Genomic DNA, 17,437 nt, shown 5'->3' on the forward strand with positions numbered 1-17,437 from the left:
GGTCAGGAGTGGCCTTACGTTTCTAATGAAGAAATTTCTAGCATTTCTTAGTGTTAATAAATGAGGAACAGGCAGGCTTGTTCATTGGCTTCTGGGGAAAATTTAAGTATTTTAATGTGTTAACTTGAGTGGGGTAAAGGAAGATTGCTACAATACTCTGCAGTAAGGTGGTACTGGAAAAAGTGTCACCTCAAAAAAGCGAAACCCCGAGAGGGACCAAAGTCTGTCTCGGGGATCTAAGTAGATTGTTGGAGGCGCTTAGTGTTACCACCAGAGGGGCCGAACCAACTGCTCTGATAAGGATTCTAAACACTCATGGCTGAAAGTCAAGTTCCTTACGATTACGCTGGCAACGAAGCTGGCATCATTGGAAACCTGTCTAAAGAGCGATTCGCGCCCTACTTAAAAAACGCTGGGTTTAATACACAATATGCATTTAGTTTGTATCTTTATAATGCACGGTTGTCAAAATCCTTCCTTTATCCTTTACATATTCTTGAGGTCACTCTCCGGAACAGGATGAGCGAGATATTTAGCGTTTATTTCGATGAGAAATGGTTTAACCATAGTTCTTTCAGATCAGGTTTATCAGCTGAAAGCATGGATGCGCTTGATCGCGGGATTAGAAGAGCTAAAAAGCCCAACAAGGAAGATATTATTTCAACATTAACTTTTGATTTTTGGTCAAACCTGTTTAGGCCAGAGTACGATCGGTTTGTATGGCAAACAAATATGCAGAATTTATTGCCGAATATCTCTATGACCCGAAAAGATTTCGAGAAAACGGTCAGGGATATTAACGATTTTCGAAATCGTATTGCGCATTATGAGCCAATACATAAAATGAACTTGAGTCAGATGCATGTTAAAATATTAAATGCATTGCAATGGTTATCAAATGAAACCAGCCTCTGGGTGAAGCATCATTCCACTGTCAACGAATGTTTACGCATGAAACCATCACCTAAAGGAGACGGGAATGTTTTAATAAGCGACCGATGTGATAAAGATTTTAAAGTGGTAACTCTCGATGAAGCTATCAGTGAGATAAAAATCTCAAAATTTACAGTTTGTGTTAATGGTGAAGGTGATATAAAGGCTGTTCTAAAGAAAGAACACCTGGCCAAGTATTTGATCTCCCAATCGGAAGATGATGAGATAATTATAGATCTTAAGTCTCATAATATAAGCACTCTAATTGAAAAGCTAAGTGTTAGTAACATGAATTTTTGCAGTGCAAGTGAGCCTTATAAAACTATTGAAAAGTATTTCAAAAGTAGAGTCAGTTTTCTTGTCGTTCTGGACAAAGGACAAATCATGGGCATAGTAGAGAAAGCACATCGGAGATATTAAAATTTTTATATAGTTAATCAGTTAATAATATTCTCCCTCCTGCACAAGTGGGTTTATTCACTCCTTCATAAACCCGATCCGCACTCCCCTTTCTGAGGGGGCTCCCGAGAAATATTATCGTGAAGATCTGACCGCTTGATCGAGAACGATAATGAAAATCCGCCAGGTCAGTCAATCTACTGTAACTGACCGCTCTTCGTTCAAATCCAGCTGTCAGATTAGATGGTGTTCTGTTCGCAGAAACTTGTTGATATTTGGTAGTTTTTAAAAGTCCTCCCGCAGCCTGACTAGGTTTGTAAGCCCACTGTTGCATGTCGTCATATAATTAAATTCGTCTTTCTTCTTACCGCCAGCATTGCTTCCTTTTCCGCAAAATTTTCAAAAACGCAAATAGAGTTTATCGCTGACGAGTCTTTTTGTCCTGCGCATCCTGTACGCACCTGTTAATCCTCAAGGAGGTGCGTATGAATCATCCCCGTCCGGTCCGAAGCCTGAGCGCTCGTATCCCGGGCATCACCGGTCTGTTGCTGTTGGCCACATTGTCAACGACTGCACAGGCGGCAGAAAAAGACGAGCTTGCCTCAGCCCAGCGCCAGCTGGATCAGGTGCAGGCTTCGCTTGAACGTGCCCGCGTAGCGGCGGCCCAGGCCGATCCTGCTGAGCAGGGGCGTTTCTTTTTTGACTACCGTCAGGCCACATCCGATTTAAACACCATTCGTGCCGGTATTGACCGCTATCTGGAGCCATCCCGGTCCCAACCCCGGGCTTCATCTGTCAGCGGCAATTATCGTCGGGAGCGTCCCTGATGGGAATGACCTCCGCACAATCCACCGCCTTTAAAGCTGCCTCCGGCAATGTCGAGGTCAGCATTCTGCACCTGGTCTGCATCGGTGTGTTACTGGCCTTTCTGTTTCTGTGGGCTGCATGGGCATTGTCCGATGTGTGGACCGGCTGGAGTAACGAGAAAGTTCGGAATGCTGCGCTGGGTCGCTTTGCTATCCGGGCCGTGCTCCTGCTGGTTGTGAGTATCTGGATGTTTGCCAGCTGAATTAACCAATCAATTTCTGGAGAAAAATTTATGTATTACTTTGAGTCTGTTGCCGCCCGCGTGCGTCGTGGTATTGACCGCGTTATTAACCGTACGTTCACGTGGGCATTACTGGTCTGGCTGACCTGTAAACCCGCATTTGCTGACCTGCCCACTGTAGAAGCGCCTGAATCAGGAGGCGGCAGTGGCCTGATGGGGCAGATCAAAGGTTATCTGCAGGATGGTGTTGTTATTGGTGGGCTGGTAGTAGCCGCCATTGCGTTCATTAACGTGGCGATTGCAGCAGTTCATACTTTTTCTGAGGTCCGGAATGAGAAGGCCACCTGGACGAAGTTTGGCTCCATCATCGTGGTGGGTGTGGTGTTACTGGTTGCCGTTATCTGGCTGCTGGGCAAGTCCGCCGCCATTATTCTCTGAGGCGACCCCATGCAGATCATTCGCTTTTTACCTGACCGTCTGAACAGTGAACCGGTGGTGTTTCGCGGATTCACTACACCGGAGATGGGGCTTGCTGCCCTGGCCGGTCTGGGCGTGGGTCTGCTCCTGTCTCTGCCATTTATTCCTCTTGTCGGCTGGGTCATTATCCCAACCGGCATGTTACTGGCGCCGTTACTGGTTATCGGTTTCGGTGGCCGGTGGCTGAGCCGCATTAAACGCGGCAAGCCGGAAAACTATATCTGGCAGCGGCTGGAGGCGTTCAAACGTCGTCACAGCCTGGGCAACCCGACACTGATCGTTGATGCCCGGGGATGGTCCCTGAAACGAACCGGGAGAGAAAAATGAGCCGTTTTCGTCATGCGGTCAAAGACCGGGATCAGCATATTCTGACACTGCGTATTGCCTGCGGTGTACTGGCCTTTTTCCTGTTAATCACCTGCGCCGGCTGGATGCTGGCCCCAAACAAACTGACTGTCCATAACCCACCTGATTTACGTACCGGCAGTACCCGACCCTGGTGGGAAGTACCGGCGTCATCGGTTTATTCCTTTGCCTTCTATATTTTCCAGCAGCTCAACGCCTGGCCGAAAAATGGTGAAGTGGATTATCCGGCAAAAATTCATGCGTTGTCAGCCTATCTGACCCCGGGTTGCCAGGACTATCTGAATACCGAGGCCCGGAAAAGAAGCAACGCTGGCGAACTGACTGACCGTGTTCGTGTGGTGTATGAAATTCCCGGTCGGGGTTATCAGTCGAAGAGCGTCAGCGTTATCAGCAGAGATAACTGGGTGGTTCGTCTCGACCTGGTGGCGGATGAGTATTTTCATGCTGAACCGGTAAAACGCGCCCTGGTCCGTTATCCACTGAAAGTGGTGCGCTGGGAGGGGGATGCTGAACGCAATCCGTTTGGTCTGGCGCTGGACTGCTATGACGGTGTACCGCAGCGTCTGGAGGCGGCATTGCCGACGGAAATTCCCGCGAAATCAGGAGTGTTTCAGTGATGAAGACCCGTAATGATACCCGCGCCGGGCTGATGGCGCTGTCCCTTTTGCTGTTGCCGCTGGTCTCTCTGAACAGCGAGCTGGCTAAGGCTGATGAATTTATGAAATGGGAGCGTATCCCGTTGCAAATCCCGCTGCAGGTGGGGCTGGAACGGGTGGTATTTGTGGATAAAAATGTCCGGGTGGGTTTTCCTCCGGCACTCAACGGTAAGCTGCGTGTGCAGAGTACCGGCGGGGCTGTCTACCTGAAGGCCGACAGCGCTTTTCCTCAGACGCGGGTGCAGTTGCAGGATGTGGAAAGCGGTGAGGTTATTCTTCTCGATGTCACTGCCGGTGAAAAAGGTCCTTCCGAGCCCGTTCGTCTGGTCTACAGCGGTGAGGTGAACACGGTAAGCAGTACGGCCGATACCCGTCGGCAGGCGGAAAACAGCAACATCCAGCCGGGAAGTGATGACGGTACACAGGCGAAGCGTAAAAAGGTGCAATACAGCGCCCCCGTTCCGGTATTGCTGACCCGTTATGCTGCTCAAAGCCTGTATGCGCCGTTGCGTACGGTAGAAGCCGTGCCGGGTATCCGCCCGGTGAATCCGCATTTACCCAAACGCCTGACAACACTGTATCCGTCTGAAGCCATAACGGCCACGCCGCTGGCCGCCTGGGGCGTGGCAAATCGCGCTGTAGTGGCCGTCCGTCTGCAAAATACTGCCAGCCGCAGGATTGTACTGGATCCTCGGGCCCTGCTGGGACAGTTTGTCGCGGCGACGTTCCAGCACCGCTGGCTGGGGCCGGTGGGCACGCCGGAAGATACCACCACAGCCTATATCGTGACGGGCACGCGGCCGGAAAGCGCTTTCATCGCTGAACCTTCCCCGATGCGTAAGGCTGTTCATACCGCGAAGAAGGGGGTTAACCATGCAGATTAAGTCCAATGCCATGGTGAAATTCATTGTTCCCGCAGTGGTGGTGGCGGGGCTGGCTGTGGGCCTGAAAAGCTGTAAGGGAGAGCGATTACCTGAGAATGCATCGGGTGATGTGACGACGGTACTGAAAAATCTTTCACAGGATGAGCTTAAGGCGCTCGGAGTGGAAGGTGATACGCCGGAAGATACCCTGCGTACGCTGATAGGTCGGCTGAATGACGTTCGCGATCGCCAGAAAACGCTGGATAAGCAGAATGCCGATTTGCTGAAAGAGAATGAGCAACTGCGTAAACGCGGCACTAATGTATCCGGTCAGGTTGACGAGGCAGTGCAGGAGCTGCGTAAAGAGTATGACAAACGTCAGCAGCAGCTACAGAACGAACAGACCAGCCTACTGGCAAAAGTGCAGGCACTGTCTGAACAGCTGAAAACCACCGACCGTGGTGCAGCAGGTGCAAAACCGGCTTCTGACAGCGATATTCCGCTGGGTCTCGGTCTGGATGGTCTGGGTGGCAGCACCCATGGTACCGCCACCCGGGGCGATGATGGTCTGATGTGGGTGACGCCAGGCGATCAAAAAGCGGTCGATCCGCGCGATACCGCCAGTGGTAAGGCTTCACCGCAGTTTCCCACTTCATTTCTGGACAACAATCCTCTGACCCGGCAGAAAGCGGCCTATGAGCAACAGGTTAAGGGGCACACGAATGAGAAGGGGGCACAGGACAGCGCTGAACCTGTTTACACCCTGCCGGAAAATTCCACCCTGGTGGGCAGCCGGGCGATGACGGCGTTACTGGGCCGCATCCCGATTAACGGCACGGTGACTGATCCCTATCCTTTCAAGATCCTGATTGGTAAAGACAACCTGACCGCCAATGGGATTGAACTGCCGGATGTGGAGGGGGCGATTGTCTCCGGCAGCGCCAGCGGTGACTGGACTCTCTCCTGCGTTCGTGGGCAGGTGAACAGCATCACCTTCGTTTTTGCTGACGGTACGGTCCGTACCGTGCCCCAGCCAGACGTCAGTGGGAAAAACACCGGCAACGGCAATACGCAGAATAAAACCGGTACCGACGGCGGCATCGGCTGGATTTCGGATAATGACGGTATTCCCTGTATCAGCGGTACCCGCAAGTCTAACGCGTCAACGTATCTGCCTACTCTCTTTGCGCTCTCTGCTGCCGGCGCTGCCGGGGAAGCTCTCAGTGAGGGGCAGTACACCACGCAGAACAATGTTAACGGGATTTCATCCACGCTGACCGGCAGTGCCGGCGAAGCGGCGCTGGGGAAAGCCCTCTCAGGTGGCATGAGTGAGACCACTGACTGGGTTAAGCAGCGCTACGGGCAGACGTTTGACGCGATTTATGTGCCGCCGGGTGCGAAGCTGGCCGTACATATCACCCGCCAGCTTGCCATTGACTATGAAGATAACGGCCGCAGGGTTCGCTACGATTTCACCCTCCCGGGTGGTGTCAGCGACAACGGCGGTCTGGACTGAAGGGGAAGATGATGAATCAGAATGTCACACAGGGTTTTACTCTGACCTGGCTGTTTCGCGGACAGGGTGAGTGGGGGATCCAGTTCACCAACGGTTTTTTTGACACCATGGAAGAAGCAAAACAGGTGATGAGTCTGGCACCGTTCGCACAGTTGCTCTGGGTGGATGCGAGCCTGATGCTGGATCTGAGTGCCACATATAAGATGATACCGGTTGAGAACGACAGGTTTATTGCCGGTCCACTGGTGAATGGGTCTGAGGGTATCCGGGAGTCACTGTTTCAGACAACAGACGTTCTTTTCTGCCGCCCCGAATATGCTTCTTTTGAGCTGATTTCATGTAAGGCGACCCGGTTGGGCCTGCAGGGCGACGACGTTGTGTCCACCGTTGTGCCGGAGGAAAAGAATGCGGGCTTTTCTTTGATAAAGCCTCCGTACCGCATTTTTCTGGTCTGCCTTTTTATTCTGACGGTTATTTTACTGACCGGCTGTTCAACGACAAAAGAAGAGATGCTGCCGACAGGCGATCATACCATGCTTGAACTGTGGAACGGGGCGGACGGAGAAGGGGGTACAACACGGCAGTCCACTGCGGCAAGGGATGCGCTGCACCGTCCGTTAACCGACGATGAACGCCGGAAAGGTGCTCAGGACGATCGCAGCTACAGTCGTACGCAGGAGAGTGAAATCTCACAGCAATTCTCACGTTTGCCCAACCCGGATATGGTGATGTACCTGTATCCCCATCTGGCTGGCGGTAACACGCCAGTGCCTGGCTACAGCACCGTATTTCCTTTCTACAGCCAGACACAGTATGCAATGCCTGGTGAACGTACGGAGGCGCTGTAATGTTCTCTCTTTTCAGTCGTAAAAATGAAGCAAAGCCAGATGGCACGGCAAAGCAACTAAAGGAAGAGGCTTCTCCTCTGGTTATTCGTGGTCGGGAGCCGCTGACGCGACCGGGCCGGATGAACCGGCAGGAAGAGACAAAAGTCTATCACGCTAACCCGTCCATCATTGATTATCTGCCCTGGGTGGAATTCCTGGATGAAGATCAGTGTCTTCTGCTTGAGGACGGTATCTCCGTCGGTGCCATTTATGACGTAACGCCGGTGGCCACGGAAGGGCGCACGGATGATCGGCTGGAGCAAATCCGCAATACGGTGGAAGATGCCCTGCAGGACAGCTTTGATGAATATGATGAGAATCCTTGGGTGGTGCAGTTTTTCTGCCAGGATGAGGATGATGCCGAAGCGTATCTGGACCACTTACGCGGTTACGTGAAACCGCATGCACAGCGCACGGCATTTACGGAAGCCTGGCTGGGTGAAATGGCGCGCCATATCCGCAGTATCTCGCGGCCGGAAGGACTGTTTACCGATGCGCTGATCACAGGGCAGCCGTGGCGCGGTCAGCAGCGCCGCACCCGCATGGTCATTTATCGCTGGATCGGGAAATCCGCGTCCCGGGACCCGATGCCGCCAGTGGCGATGCTCAACCAGGCGTGTGAACGTGTGGTAAGTGCGCTGGGTGGGGCCGGTATTCGTTGTACCCGTCAGAATGGCCTGCAGGTGCACAGCTGGCTGCTGCACCTGTTTAATCCGTCTCCGGACTGGGTGGATAAATCCACACTCTATCGTCAGGCGGCGTATGCCGATCCGCGCGACTTCCCGGCGGGAGTGGCACCGGTCAGCAATGATTTTGCTGAAACGCTGTGGTTTACGCCACCCGTTTCGGATCCGGAGAACGGCGTATGGTGGATAGATAATAAACCGCATTGTGCGCTGCCGGTTGAGAGACTGCGTACTCCACCGGAGCCGGGTACCATCACCGGTGAACAGGCCCGCGGTGAGAAAAAAATCAACGCGCTGATGGATATGTTTCCGGAAGGGACACTGCTGTGCATGACGATTGTTGTGCAGCCGCAGGACAGACTGGAAGAACAGTTCAACCGTCTGTCGAAAAATGCCGTCGGGGAAAATACCGAATCCGGCCGTGTCCGCCAGGATGTTAAAACAGTGAAAGAGTATCTGGGAAACCGGCATAAGCTGTACCGCGCCGGGATCACCTTCCTGCTGCGCGGTGATGATATGGATAATCTTAAACGCAAACGACTTGACCTGACTACTGTACTGCTGGGTGCTGGCCTGCAGCCGGTTCGCCCGGAGTTTGAGGTAGGGCCGCTGAATACCTGGCTGCGGGCGCTGCCAATGTGCTTTAACCCGGACAGCGATAAAAAACACTGGTACACCCGCCTGACCTGGGTACAGCACCTGGCTGGGTTGCTGCCGGTTACCGGGCGGGAAACCGGTACCGGCAATCCGGGGTTCAGCTTTTTTAACCGTGGCGGAGATATTCTGACGTTTGATCCACTGAACAAGTATGACCGTACCCAGAATGCGCATCTGCTGTTGTTTGGACCGACGGGGGCGGGTAAGTCGGCCACGCTGTGCTATGCCTTTTCTCAGCTGATGGCGGTTCACCGGCCACGTCTGTTTATCGCTGAAGCCGGGAACAGTTTTGGCCTGCAGGCTGATTATTTTGAAAGCCTTGGGCTTTCTGTCAACAAGATAAGCGTCAAACCGGGTAGTGGTGTCAGCCTGCCACCGTTTGCCGACGCGCATAAACTGGTCGAAGAAGGGCTGGCAGCACATGCCGTTGATGAGAGCGATCTCCCCGATATCGATGCCGACAGCGACGGAGAGGGTGAAGACGAGGATAAGCGGGATATTCTCGGTGAGATGGAGATTTCGGCCCGTATGATGATAACGGGTGGCGATCCAAAAGAAGAAGCCGAGATGAAGCGTGCCGACCGGGCGATGATCCGTGAGGCGCTGCTGATGGCCGCACATGCGACATATAAAGAAGGGAGGCAGATGCTGCCTTCTGACCTGCAGAAAGCGTTATACAGCATTGCCGGCGATGACAGCGATGAGGGGCAGAATGTCCGTAATGCCCAGCGCAAGGCGAAAGCCGCAGAGATGGCGGAGGCGCTGGGGATGTTCACTCAGGAAGGCAGTTTTGAGGCGGAGCTGTTCAATCGCGAAGGTGAGCTGTGGCCGGAAGCTGACGTCACCCTGGTGGACCTCGGTCACCTGGCGCGAGAGGGTTATGAAGCGCAGATGGCGCTGACCATGGTGTCAATGACCAACATGATTAACAATATTGCGGAGAGGGACCAGTATCTCGGCCGCGATATTGTCTTTGCGGTGGATGAGGCGCATATCGTGACGGTCAATCCACTGCTGTCGCCGTATATGACCAAAGTGGTCAAAATGTGGCGAAAGTTAGGGGCCTGGCTGTGGCTGGCCACGCAGAACCTGAAGGATTTCCCGGATATTGCGGAGAAAATGCTGAATATGGCGGAATGGTGGATTTGCCTCACTATGCCACCGGAAGAGGTGAAAGATATCAGCCGGTTCCGTGCACTCACGCCTGAACAGGAAGCCGTGCTGCTTTCCGCCCGTAAGCTGTCAGGTTGCTATACCGAAGGGGTGGTGCTGGCCAAACGTATTGAGGCGCTGTTCCGTGCTGTTCCCCCCAGTCTGTATCTCGCGCTGGGCATGACGGAGAAAGAGGAAAAGGCGGAACGCCGGGCGCTGATGCGCGAGCATCACTGTAGCGAACTGGAAGCGGCGAAGCTGATTGCCCGCAAACTGGACCGGTTGCGCGGACTGACTGACGCACACGATGAGGAGAGCACGGCAGCATGATGACGCTGAAGTATCCGGTGCCCTGTGTCTGCGGTAACGACAGCCCGGATAACAATGTTTTCACCCTGCCACCGCAGGGTGAACCCGGGATGTCTGTGGTGACGCAGGCTAATCTGCAACGTCTGAGCGAACACATCCGACAGCGACTGAATGGCCCGGTGACCGTTACCTGTCACCCTCATCGGGTGGGCCTGAGCAGCTGTGTGGCAGTGACGGTGGAGGGCAGGCTCCGCAGAGCGGTTAATATCCTTATCACCGTCAGCGGGCAGGGAAGCTGGCCCGCAGAGGAGGAGTATGAACATCCCCGCTGGTATATTACCGTGACGGATACGGCTGATATGCTCTATCTGGTGCTTTGGTTAGGTGATATATTAGGCTAAATTTTGAATAACTTGATAGTTTGGCCATTCTCCACTGGCCTACTATCAGGCGACAACGGCGGCGGACTGGCGGAGAAATACCGGGTAGGTGATCAGGAACCAAGTCAGTCAATGGTAAGGAACTGGTATGGCTCTATTGGATGTAATAAAAGGCTGTTGGTCAGCAAAAGAAACTGGTGCTTCGATTAATGAACAACAGGGAGTCTACGATACCTTAACGCCGAAAATAATTACTGATAGCAGTGTTGAACCTTATTTTGATGCGCTGGATTTTGCTTTTTCCAAATCAGATGTGAAAAATATTGCTATTACTGGACCTTATGGTGCAGGTAAAAGTACAGTTATTCTTTCCTATCTTAAATCTCGTCTTAAAAAAGATTTTATCAATGTGTCACTTGCTGATTTTTCCTTGTCAGGAAAGAGTGAAAAATCAGAATCAGAGAGCGTAGAGATTGAATTAAGCATACTCCAGCAGATCCTGTACAAGGAAAATAAAGATAATCTTCCTGATTCACGTATTGATCGCATTCAGAATAGAAATAAAAAGCACATTTTTTCTCTGTTCACTACTGTATTAACAGTGGTATGGCCGATATTATTGTTGGCTGTGACGTTGTTTCCTAAAAAAATCCTGTCCTTATTCAGCGTAAATGAAGGTACGCTTAGTGCGATCATTGATGCCTATCCAGTACGGTTGGTGTTAAGCGTTGTTATGGGGATGGTTGGTTTGTATTTTATCGTCCGAGCCGCCTCTAAGGCTGGTATTTTCGATAAAAAAATTAAGCTTAGCAAGATAGCATTTCTTCAGGGCAGTGCCGATATAGCACCCCAGGATGCTTCTTCACTGCTTAATAACTGCCTGGATGAGATTGTCTATTTCTTTTCCCGTTCAAAAAATAAAATTGTGGTATTTGAGGATTTAGACAGATTAGGTAATACCGAAGTGTTTGTTAAGCTAAGAGAGATTAATCAGATAGTTAATAATAATATCCAGGGTGAACCGGTTAGATTTGTTTATGCCTGCCGGGATGATATTTTCCTTGGTGCAGATATCCGGACTAAATTTTTTGACTTTATTTTACCTGTGATCCCGGTGATGGATTCCCGGAATGCCTACACTCATTTAAAAAACAAACTAAATGATTTTCCGGCCAATGAGCAGGCGCTTCTTAAGCAGATGTCATTGTATATAAGTGATATGCGCTCTTTGCAAAATATTGTCAATGAGTTCAATCTGTTCAAGAAGGTGGTTGATGACAATAGGAATCAGGCGAAGATTTTTTCACTTATCTTTTATAAGAACATCTACGCACAAGATTATAATTTAATAGATAAAAAATCGGGTGTTCTATATTCATTCATCCACGATTATCGGTTGCGTAAACTGCATGAAAGCTATTTCATTAGTTTGGATAAAAAATTAGAACAACTTAGTAATAAGTTGGTGGAGATAAAAAAAGAATCTGCAAATACTGATAAGGAATTACGGAAGCAGATTGTTAGTCGATTTATTGCTCCTGAATTATGGCCTATTGTGCATTTTAGCTCCGAACAATATTACAGCAATGGTCATTATATGACTCATGCTGAAAGTTTATGTGACGATGAAACAAATTTTATTGCGTTCTTTAGTAGGAAATCACAACTTTATGTAGGTTATGGTAATTATAATTCTAATAATTACCAACCTATTGCCCATTCATCCATAATAGAAGAATATAACCTAAGAGTTAAGGTTATTGCCAAGGATAAAGCAGCAGAATATCAAAAGACCGTCAGTGAAATTGAGGATGTTAGGGAAAATATTCGTACTCGTAATTCCATCTCACTGGCCGAATTATTAAAATTGATTGGTTGGGAAAGATTTAAGGAGATTGCTGAAGTCTATATTGAAAAATGTGATGATCGCACAATTATTGACCTGGAACAGTTGGAAACTATCCGCAATGGATTCCGCTTTGGCGGCTTAGAGGCTCTTTATTACCTGTTGACCAATGGTCATATCATGCAGGATTTTATGATGTTCCGGTCTGTCTTTCATAAGGGAACCATCTCTGTTAATGATAATGACTATATCAAAGCCGTTGGTCGTCATATGGGTTGTGAAGAAGTAAACCAGAATTTTTTACTGGACAACCCCAAAGATGTGTTGGCGGAATTGATTGGCCAGCGTTATCAATATCGAGCTGGTGCTATCCACCATCAAATCGTAGCACTATTGCTTGATAGTCGTCATAGCGTTGACACAAAAAATTTGTCTGAGATGGTTGCGATGATATTCCAGAAAACCTCTACGGATATTCTGGCTATCTTTAATGTATTAGAATCCTGTTTTGTTGATGCCGATTATTTTACCCGGTTAGTGGTCTTTTCCTTGGGAGATAGCCGCTATCTGGATAAGATGATCGCGGTGATTGAGGAACAGGAACGCAGCAGCATCGTCACGTCAATTGTTACGAAGATGGTAGCTTTAATCTCACCTGAGGTATCAGCCAATCAGGAAAATTATCGACAATTTATTGTCGAGCAAGGGTTTAGTTTGATTTCTTTTGTAGAAGGTAGCAATCTTGAACCATTTCTTAATAATATCAAACTGCTGGGTGTTATTTACCAGGATATTTCTTTGCCGATCACTCCCTCTGAAACTCAGGCATTAACCTTTATCGCCGAAAATCAGATGTATACTCTGGATAAGAAAAATTACAGAGTTATCGTTGCTGGATTATTACAACATGAAAATATACCTTGCGATCGGGTAGATGAGTTCCCATGGTCATTACTGGAGACGTACCAATTATCCAGTGTAAAAGAGTACGTGAATGACAATATCGATATTTTTGTTCGGGAAATATTTATAGACTCTAAGGAAAGTAGTAAGACTATTGTATCGGTGCTTACTCACCCAAATTTAAGTGATGACCTTAAAATTGGTATACTGAAAAAGATGCAATTCACTGTGGTGGATTTACATGATTTTCCAGAGCATATTGATGCTGATATGGATGAATTATCATACCATGATCTGTTCTACCGCTACGATCGCGTAGCGCCGGGATGGGATGCTTTATTAAATTATATTTGCGAAGGGTGCAGCCTTGAGGTATTAACCCAGTACATTGAAGAGCATGCTCAGGTTTTGAGCCAAAAGGAAGTGAGCCTGATTGATGAGGAACGCTATGATCTCCTTTATATGAAGGTTATTTGCAATGATAAACTTAGTGATAGTGCATATTTCTCAGTGTTAAAACCAGTTTATATTAATGTTCATCATTGGGATGAACGGTTGAGCCTGGACAACTTTCTGCGTCTGATAAAAAATAGCAAAGTAGAGTTGGATACAGAATCCTTTAAACAGGCAGTGCAATGTTTCATTTCGGATACTGCTAAGGGAAGTATTGAACCATTTGTACTGTGGTTTTCTCAATTTAAAGAAACCTTTTTCTCCGATACAGATTATTATCTTCGGGATGAGCATGACGATACTTTTCTTGAGGAAATGTTGGTTGCTATTCATAATTCCCAGTGCTTCACTTTTTCGGAAAAAGCCACGCTGCTGTTCAAATACCGTGAGCGTTACCATGAGTCCTTCCTTGATGAGCTAACTATCTCTAACGAAGGTTTACTCGCTATAATTGCGCTTTCTACTGATGATAATTTTTCCATGAATCTGATAGTCAGGCTGTTAAAAAATGGCTATCGCAGTCGAGTGGAGATCGCACGTCTGGTGGGCAGGCTTGAAGAAAAAGAATTCTCTAAGATATTTAATCAAAAAAGCGCAACACTGAATCTCAGTAATGGTCAACAAGCGGAGCTATTCCTGTCTGCTTTACAGCAAGCTGGTCTTATTAAGAAATGGTCACTTCGGGAAGCAGGCAAATATCACGTACACTGCTGTTATGAAGAGGATGAGAACTACATTGATTGAGAATAAGGGCAACTGCCTTCTCCCGTTTCTATGCGGACGGGAGAAAAGGAACTGTTTTGCATCTGAATAGCGCTACAAAAAGCAAGTTATGTGTTGTCCTACGGCAGCTACATGCTCATGAATGGCAAGTATAGAGGTATCAGGAACGGCTATATTAGCAGTTGTAATTAGCAGGACATGACATTTACTGGTAAAAGGCAAGCTCAGCGTAACACCAGTAATTAATTTTTATTTTTGGGTTTTTAGTTTTTCGATGTTTTATTGAGCGTTGGGGAGCACGCTGTCAGACGATTCAGTCTGATGGAGTCTCCCTAATGAAATTACGCAATTTTCTCCTTCTGCCGTCATTGTTGCCGGTGTCCGTTCTGGCCAGCACGGTGGTATATACCGACAGCCAGCACTTGCCTGAAAATCTTTCCCCGGATGTCGTGGTTGTGTTGCTGGATGAACCTGAACGCCTGCAGGCGAAAGTGTTTGGCCAGCTTCCGGTTGACCCTGAGCTGGCAGCAATGCAGGCAAGGCAGGTGATGTCCTCCCCTCAGTGGCAACAAAAGCAGCAGCAACTGGTCACAGCATATCGCCAGGTAGTGCATGCCCGGGAACTTGGTATCCGCAAGGTGCCCGCTGTCGTTTTTGACGACCGGGAAGTGGTTTATGGCACAACTGATGTAGCGCGGGCTCAGGCACTACGGCTGCAGGCAGGAGGTGGTCAGTGAATCAGCCTCCTTCCCGACTCAGAAAAACGTTCTGCTCTGCCGCTGTCGCCACCGTTCTGGCCACAGCGTCAATACCTGCAACGTTTGCTGCGCTGAATACGGCACAGATAGTGGCCAGTGCAGTGACGCAGGACTGCATTAGTTGGCGGGTAAGCGGTATCTGCTACTGGCTGTTCTGTACTGCATTCGGCTGCACCGTAAAAACCTCTGTAAAGGTCACCCATTTTATTCCGGAAGCGGTGGTTTCGACCTACGTTGCGCCCGGTGGAAATCCCTGGACAGAGATGGCTTTTGTCAGCCAGACGGCGGGCGGGCTGGAAAATGCCGTTACTGGTGCTTTGTCAGGAGTAACTGCCGGCGGTGCTAATCCGGCAGATATGAAGAACCCGGGGCAGCGTAAATCCAGTATTCGCTTCAAATACGCCGATGCCATTGGGCATCCGGCCACGTCTCTTATCGGTGGCAGTATCGCCGGGTATTCCTGCGATAGCGCCGCCACTCCCCTGATGCCGTATTTCCTCAGCACGCTGGACTCTATTGCCTGGCGAACGGGTGTACCGGAATCGCTTTATCCCGAGGCACTGATCCCCGGTCGACGGGAAATCGGTAGCCAGGCATCCGGCAACATGTGGGGCAACGTCTACCCGCGCTCCGGGTTTGTCAGCCAGACCGATGATGACAAAGCGTCGGCGGTGGTGGCACAGCGTGTGGCAGACATTATCACCCGGACAGGCCAGCCGCACGTTTATCAGGTGTTGAAGGGGACCCGCCGCGACGGGTACTGGCCACCGGGAGAAGTCACGGAAAACACCGGCACTAAGAACCATAAGTGGCAGCGTCTGGCGCCTCAGATGACTCAAAGCTGCGCGGTATTTCCGGACGGTAGCCATAGCGCGGCTACTGATAATAACGAGGCCTTTGCTCTGTGGCAGCCCTACAGCTGCTGCAAGCGTATGGGGCAAAGATTCCTGAGCAGCACTGATTTTTGACGAGGTAAAACATGAACATCGAAGCATTGAAATTGGCGACTGGCGCAGTGTTACTGCTTGCCGGAACTGTGGGTACCCTATTGCCTGTCCGGGCTGAAATTTCGCTACCGCAGGTTAATGACAGCGCTTTTGGCTACGGCAAATCCGTTGACGGCGCGGTATCCGATAAATTGTTTTATACCCTGGGCGGTGGGTCGGTGATATCGCAGCCGGCGACGCGCAGCAATATGAAAAAAATGGGTCTGGATGTGGGGTGGAGCAGTGACCTGATGTGCGGCAACTTTGACCTCAAAACCACAATTGGCAACCAGTTAAACGGCGTAACCGATGGTTTTAAAAATCTGATGGGTGACGTTATTCAGGGTGCAACTGGCGCGGTGGCCAGCCTGCCAGCAATGCTTATTCAGCGGGCCAACCCGGGACTGTATGACATGCTGACCAACGGTGTACTGCAGGCGAATGTCTCGTTCGACAAAGCACAACTGAACTGCCAGAACATGGCGAAGAAAATGATGGATTTCAGTGATACCAGCAAGTGGAGCCAGGCAGCTATAGCTGAAGAATATAAATCGCTCGTCAATAGTGGGGAAACGGACGCAATACGGGCAGACCAAAAATATCAGGATGCTGATGGAACCGCTGGCAAAAAATGGATTGGTGGTCAGATAAGAGGAGGAAAAGGGCAGAAGGCGATCCGGCCGACCTATGATTTGGCATCTGCTGGTTACAACATGATGAACAGCCTCAACGTACTAAGTTCAGAAACCGTGAGTAGCACCAGTTGTAACGGTGGTGCCTGCAGTAAGTTCAGTAATGCTGAAGAAGCTGCACAAGCCGTGGTGAGAGTTCTTGGTGATCGCTCAATGCGCACCTGCAGCAATGCGTCGCAATGCACCAGTGGAGATACCGATGATCAGCCCGGTCTGTCCGTTGCTGGTACAGGATTTGCCCCGATGCTGGAAGAAGCCACAAAGAACAATACAGAGCAACTGGTGAAACTGGTTAATGGTGCCGTAAAACCCACGGCAAATGAACTGGCGAAGCTGAAAACGGGTGGTTTGCCGGTAACGGCCAATGTCATTAAGGCACTGCAACGTGACCCGGATAATACCGCACTGACAGTTCGTCTCGCCAGTGAGCTTGCCATGTCTGATACGGTCGAAACCGCTTTGTTGATGCGCCGGATGCTGACAACAGGTATGAGTGAGCCAAATGCTCAGGATCAACCTATTGCACTGGAAGATGGTGTTCGCCGGATTGATGCACTCGATCGCGAAATCATGGCATTGAAGAATGAAATGGACCTTAAACGAGAGCTGGCGAGGAACTCGGTACTGACCATCATTGAGCGGGACAACGAACGTGTCGGCACAAACCCGATGATTCAGCAGACGGACAATGCCGACAGCCGGTTCCAGAAACTTGATACTCCTGATGCAGAGTAAGGAAATTGTGAT

General features: G+C 49.8%; 15 protein-coding genes. All 15 read left to right on the plus strand.

Going from position 1 to position 17,437, the window contains the following annotated elements; all coding sequences use genetic code 11:
- Positions 1–315: 315 nt before the first annotated feature.
- The 15 genes from EGY08_RS19345 (at position 316) to EGY08_RS19415 (ending at position 17,425) form a co-directional block, all read left to right on the plus strand.
- Positions 316–1,353, plus strand: a complete 1,038-nt coding sequence (locus tag EGY08_RS19345) for an Abi family protein (protein WP_123828787.1) — start codon at positions 316–318, stop codon at positions 1,351–1,353.
- 464 nt (positions 1,354–1,817) lie between these two features.
- A complete protein-coding gene (locus EGY08_RS19350) occupies positions 1,818–2,159 on the plus strand; it encodes an RAQPRD family integrative conjugative element protein (RefSeq protein WP_123828788.1) in 342 nt (113 codons plus the stop codon).
- On the plus strand, positions 2,159–2,401 hold the full coding sequence (locus tag EGY08_RS19355) for a TIGR03758 family integrating conjugative element protein (RefSeq protein WP_016190712.1): 243 nt from the start codon (positions 2,159–2,161) through the stop codon (positions 2,399–2,401). Before EGY08_RS19350 ends, EGY08_RS19355 begins: the two co-directional genes overlap by 1 nt.
- A 30-nt stretch (positions 2,402–2,431) precedes the next feature.
- On the plus strand, positions 2,432–2,818 hold the full coding sequence (locus EGY08_RS19360; protein WP_123828789.1) for a TIGR03745 family integrating conjugative element membrane protein: 387 nt from the start codon (positions 2,432–2,434) through the stop codon (positions 2,816–2,818).
- Positions 2,819–2,827: 9 nt separating this feature from the next.
- Complete coding sequence (locus EGY08_RS19365; RefSeq protein ID WP_123828790.1) at positions 2,828–3,184, plus strand: TIGR03750 family conjugal transfer protein; 357 nt, start codon at positions 2,828–2,830, stop codon at positions 3,182–3,184.
- Positions 3,181–3,840 carry a PFL_4703 family integrating conjugative element protein gene (locus EGY08_RS19370; protein WP_123828791.1) on the plus strand — a complete coding sequence of 220 codons (660 nt, stop codon included), beginning with the start codon at positions 3,181–3,183 and terminating at the stop codon, positions 3,838–3,840. The genes EGY08_RS19365 and EGY08_RS19370 overlap by 4 nt, the downstream gene beginning before the upstream one ends.
- Positions 3,840–4,763, plus strand: coding sequence for a TIGR03749 family integrating conjugative element protein (locus tag EGY08_RS19375; protein WP_123828792.1), 924 nt, complete (start codon positions 3,840–3,842; stop codon positions 4,761–4,763). The genes EGY08_RS19370 and EGY08_RS19375 overlap by 1 nt, the downstream gene beginning before the upstream one ends.
- Positions 4,753–6,258 (plus strand): TIGR03752 family integrating conjugative element protein, encoded by a 1,506-nt coding sequence (locus tag EGY08_RS19380; protein WP_123828793.1) that lies wholly within the window; start codon positions 4,753–4,755, stop codon positions 6,256–6,258. The genes EGY08_RS19375 and EGY08_RS19380 overlap by 11 nt, the downstream gene beginning before the upstream one ends.
- Before the next feature lie 440 nt (positions 6,259–6,698).
- Positions 6,699–7,106 carry a TIGR03751 family conjugal transfer lipoprotein gene (locus EGY08_RS19385; RefSeq protein ID WP_123829439.1) on the plus strand — a complete coding sequence of 136 codons (408 nt, stop codon included), beginning with the start codon at positions 6,699–6,701 and terminating at the stop codon, positions 7,104–7,106.
- On the plus strand, positions 7,106–9,970 hold the full coding sequence (locus EGY08_RS19390; protein ID WP_123828794.1) for a conjugative transfer ATPase: 2,865 nt from the start codon (positions 7,106–7,108) through the stop codon (positions 9,968–9,970). The genes EGY08_RS19385 and EGY08_RS19390 overlap by 1 nt, the downstream gene beginning before the upstream one ends.
- Entirely contained in the window at positions 9,967–10,350 is a 384-nt protein-coding gene (locus tag EGY08_RS19395; RefSeq protein ID WP_123828795.1) for an acetyltransferase, read from the plus strand. Before EGY08_RS19390 ends, EGY08_RS19395 begins: the two co-directional genes overlap by 4 nt.
- 127 nt (positions 10,351–10,477) lie before the next feature.
- Positions 10,478–14,275 (plus strand): DNA-binding protein, encoded by a 3,798-nt coding sequence (locus EGY08_RS19400; RefSeq protein ID WP_123828796.1) that lies wholly within the window; start codon positions 10,478–10,480, stop codon positions 14,273–14,275.
- 314 nt (positions 14,276–14,589) lie between these two features.
- Positions 14,590–14,991 carry a TIGR03757 family integrating conjugative element protein gene (locus EGY08_RS19405; protein ID WP_117075971.1) on the plus strand — a complete coding sequence of 134 codons (402 nt, stop codon included), beginning with the start codon at positions 14,590–14,592 and terminating at the stop codon, positions 14,989–14,991.
- Positions 14,988–15,980 carry a TIGR03756 family integrating conjugative element protein gene (locus EGY08_RS19410; RefSeq protein WP_123828797.1) on the plus strand — a complete coding sequence of 331 codons (993 nt, stop codon included), beginning with the start codon at positions 14,988–14,990 and terminating at the stop codon, positions 15,978–15,980. The genes EGY08_RS19405 and EGY08_RS19410 overlap by 4 nt, the downstream gene beginning before the upstream one ends.
- An 11-nt stretch (positions 15,981–15,991) precedes the next feature.
- Positions 15,992–17,425 carry an integrating conjugative element protein gene (locus EGY08_RS19415; protein WP_123828798.1) on the plus strand — a complete coding sequence of 478 codons (1,434 nt, stop codon included), beginning with the start codon at positions 15,992–15,994 and terminating at the stop codon, positions 17,423–17,425.
- Positions 17,426–17,437 lie beyond the last annotated feature (12 nt).

The sequence above is a fragment of the Klebsiella sp. FDAARGOS_511 genome, assembly GCF_003812845.1.
Lineage (GTDB): Bacteria > Pseudomonadota > Gammaproteobacteria > Enterobacterales > Enterobacteriaceae > Klebsiella > Klebsiella grimontii.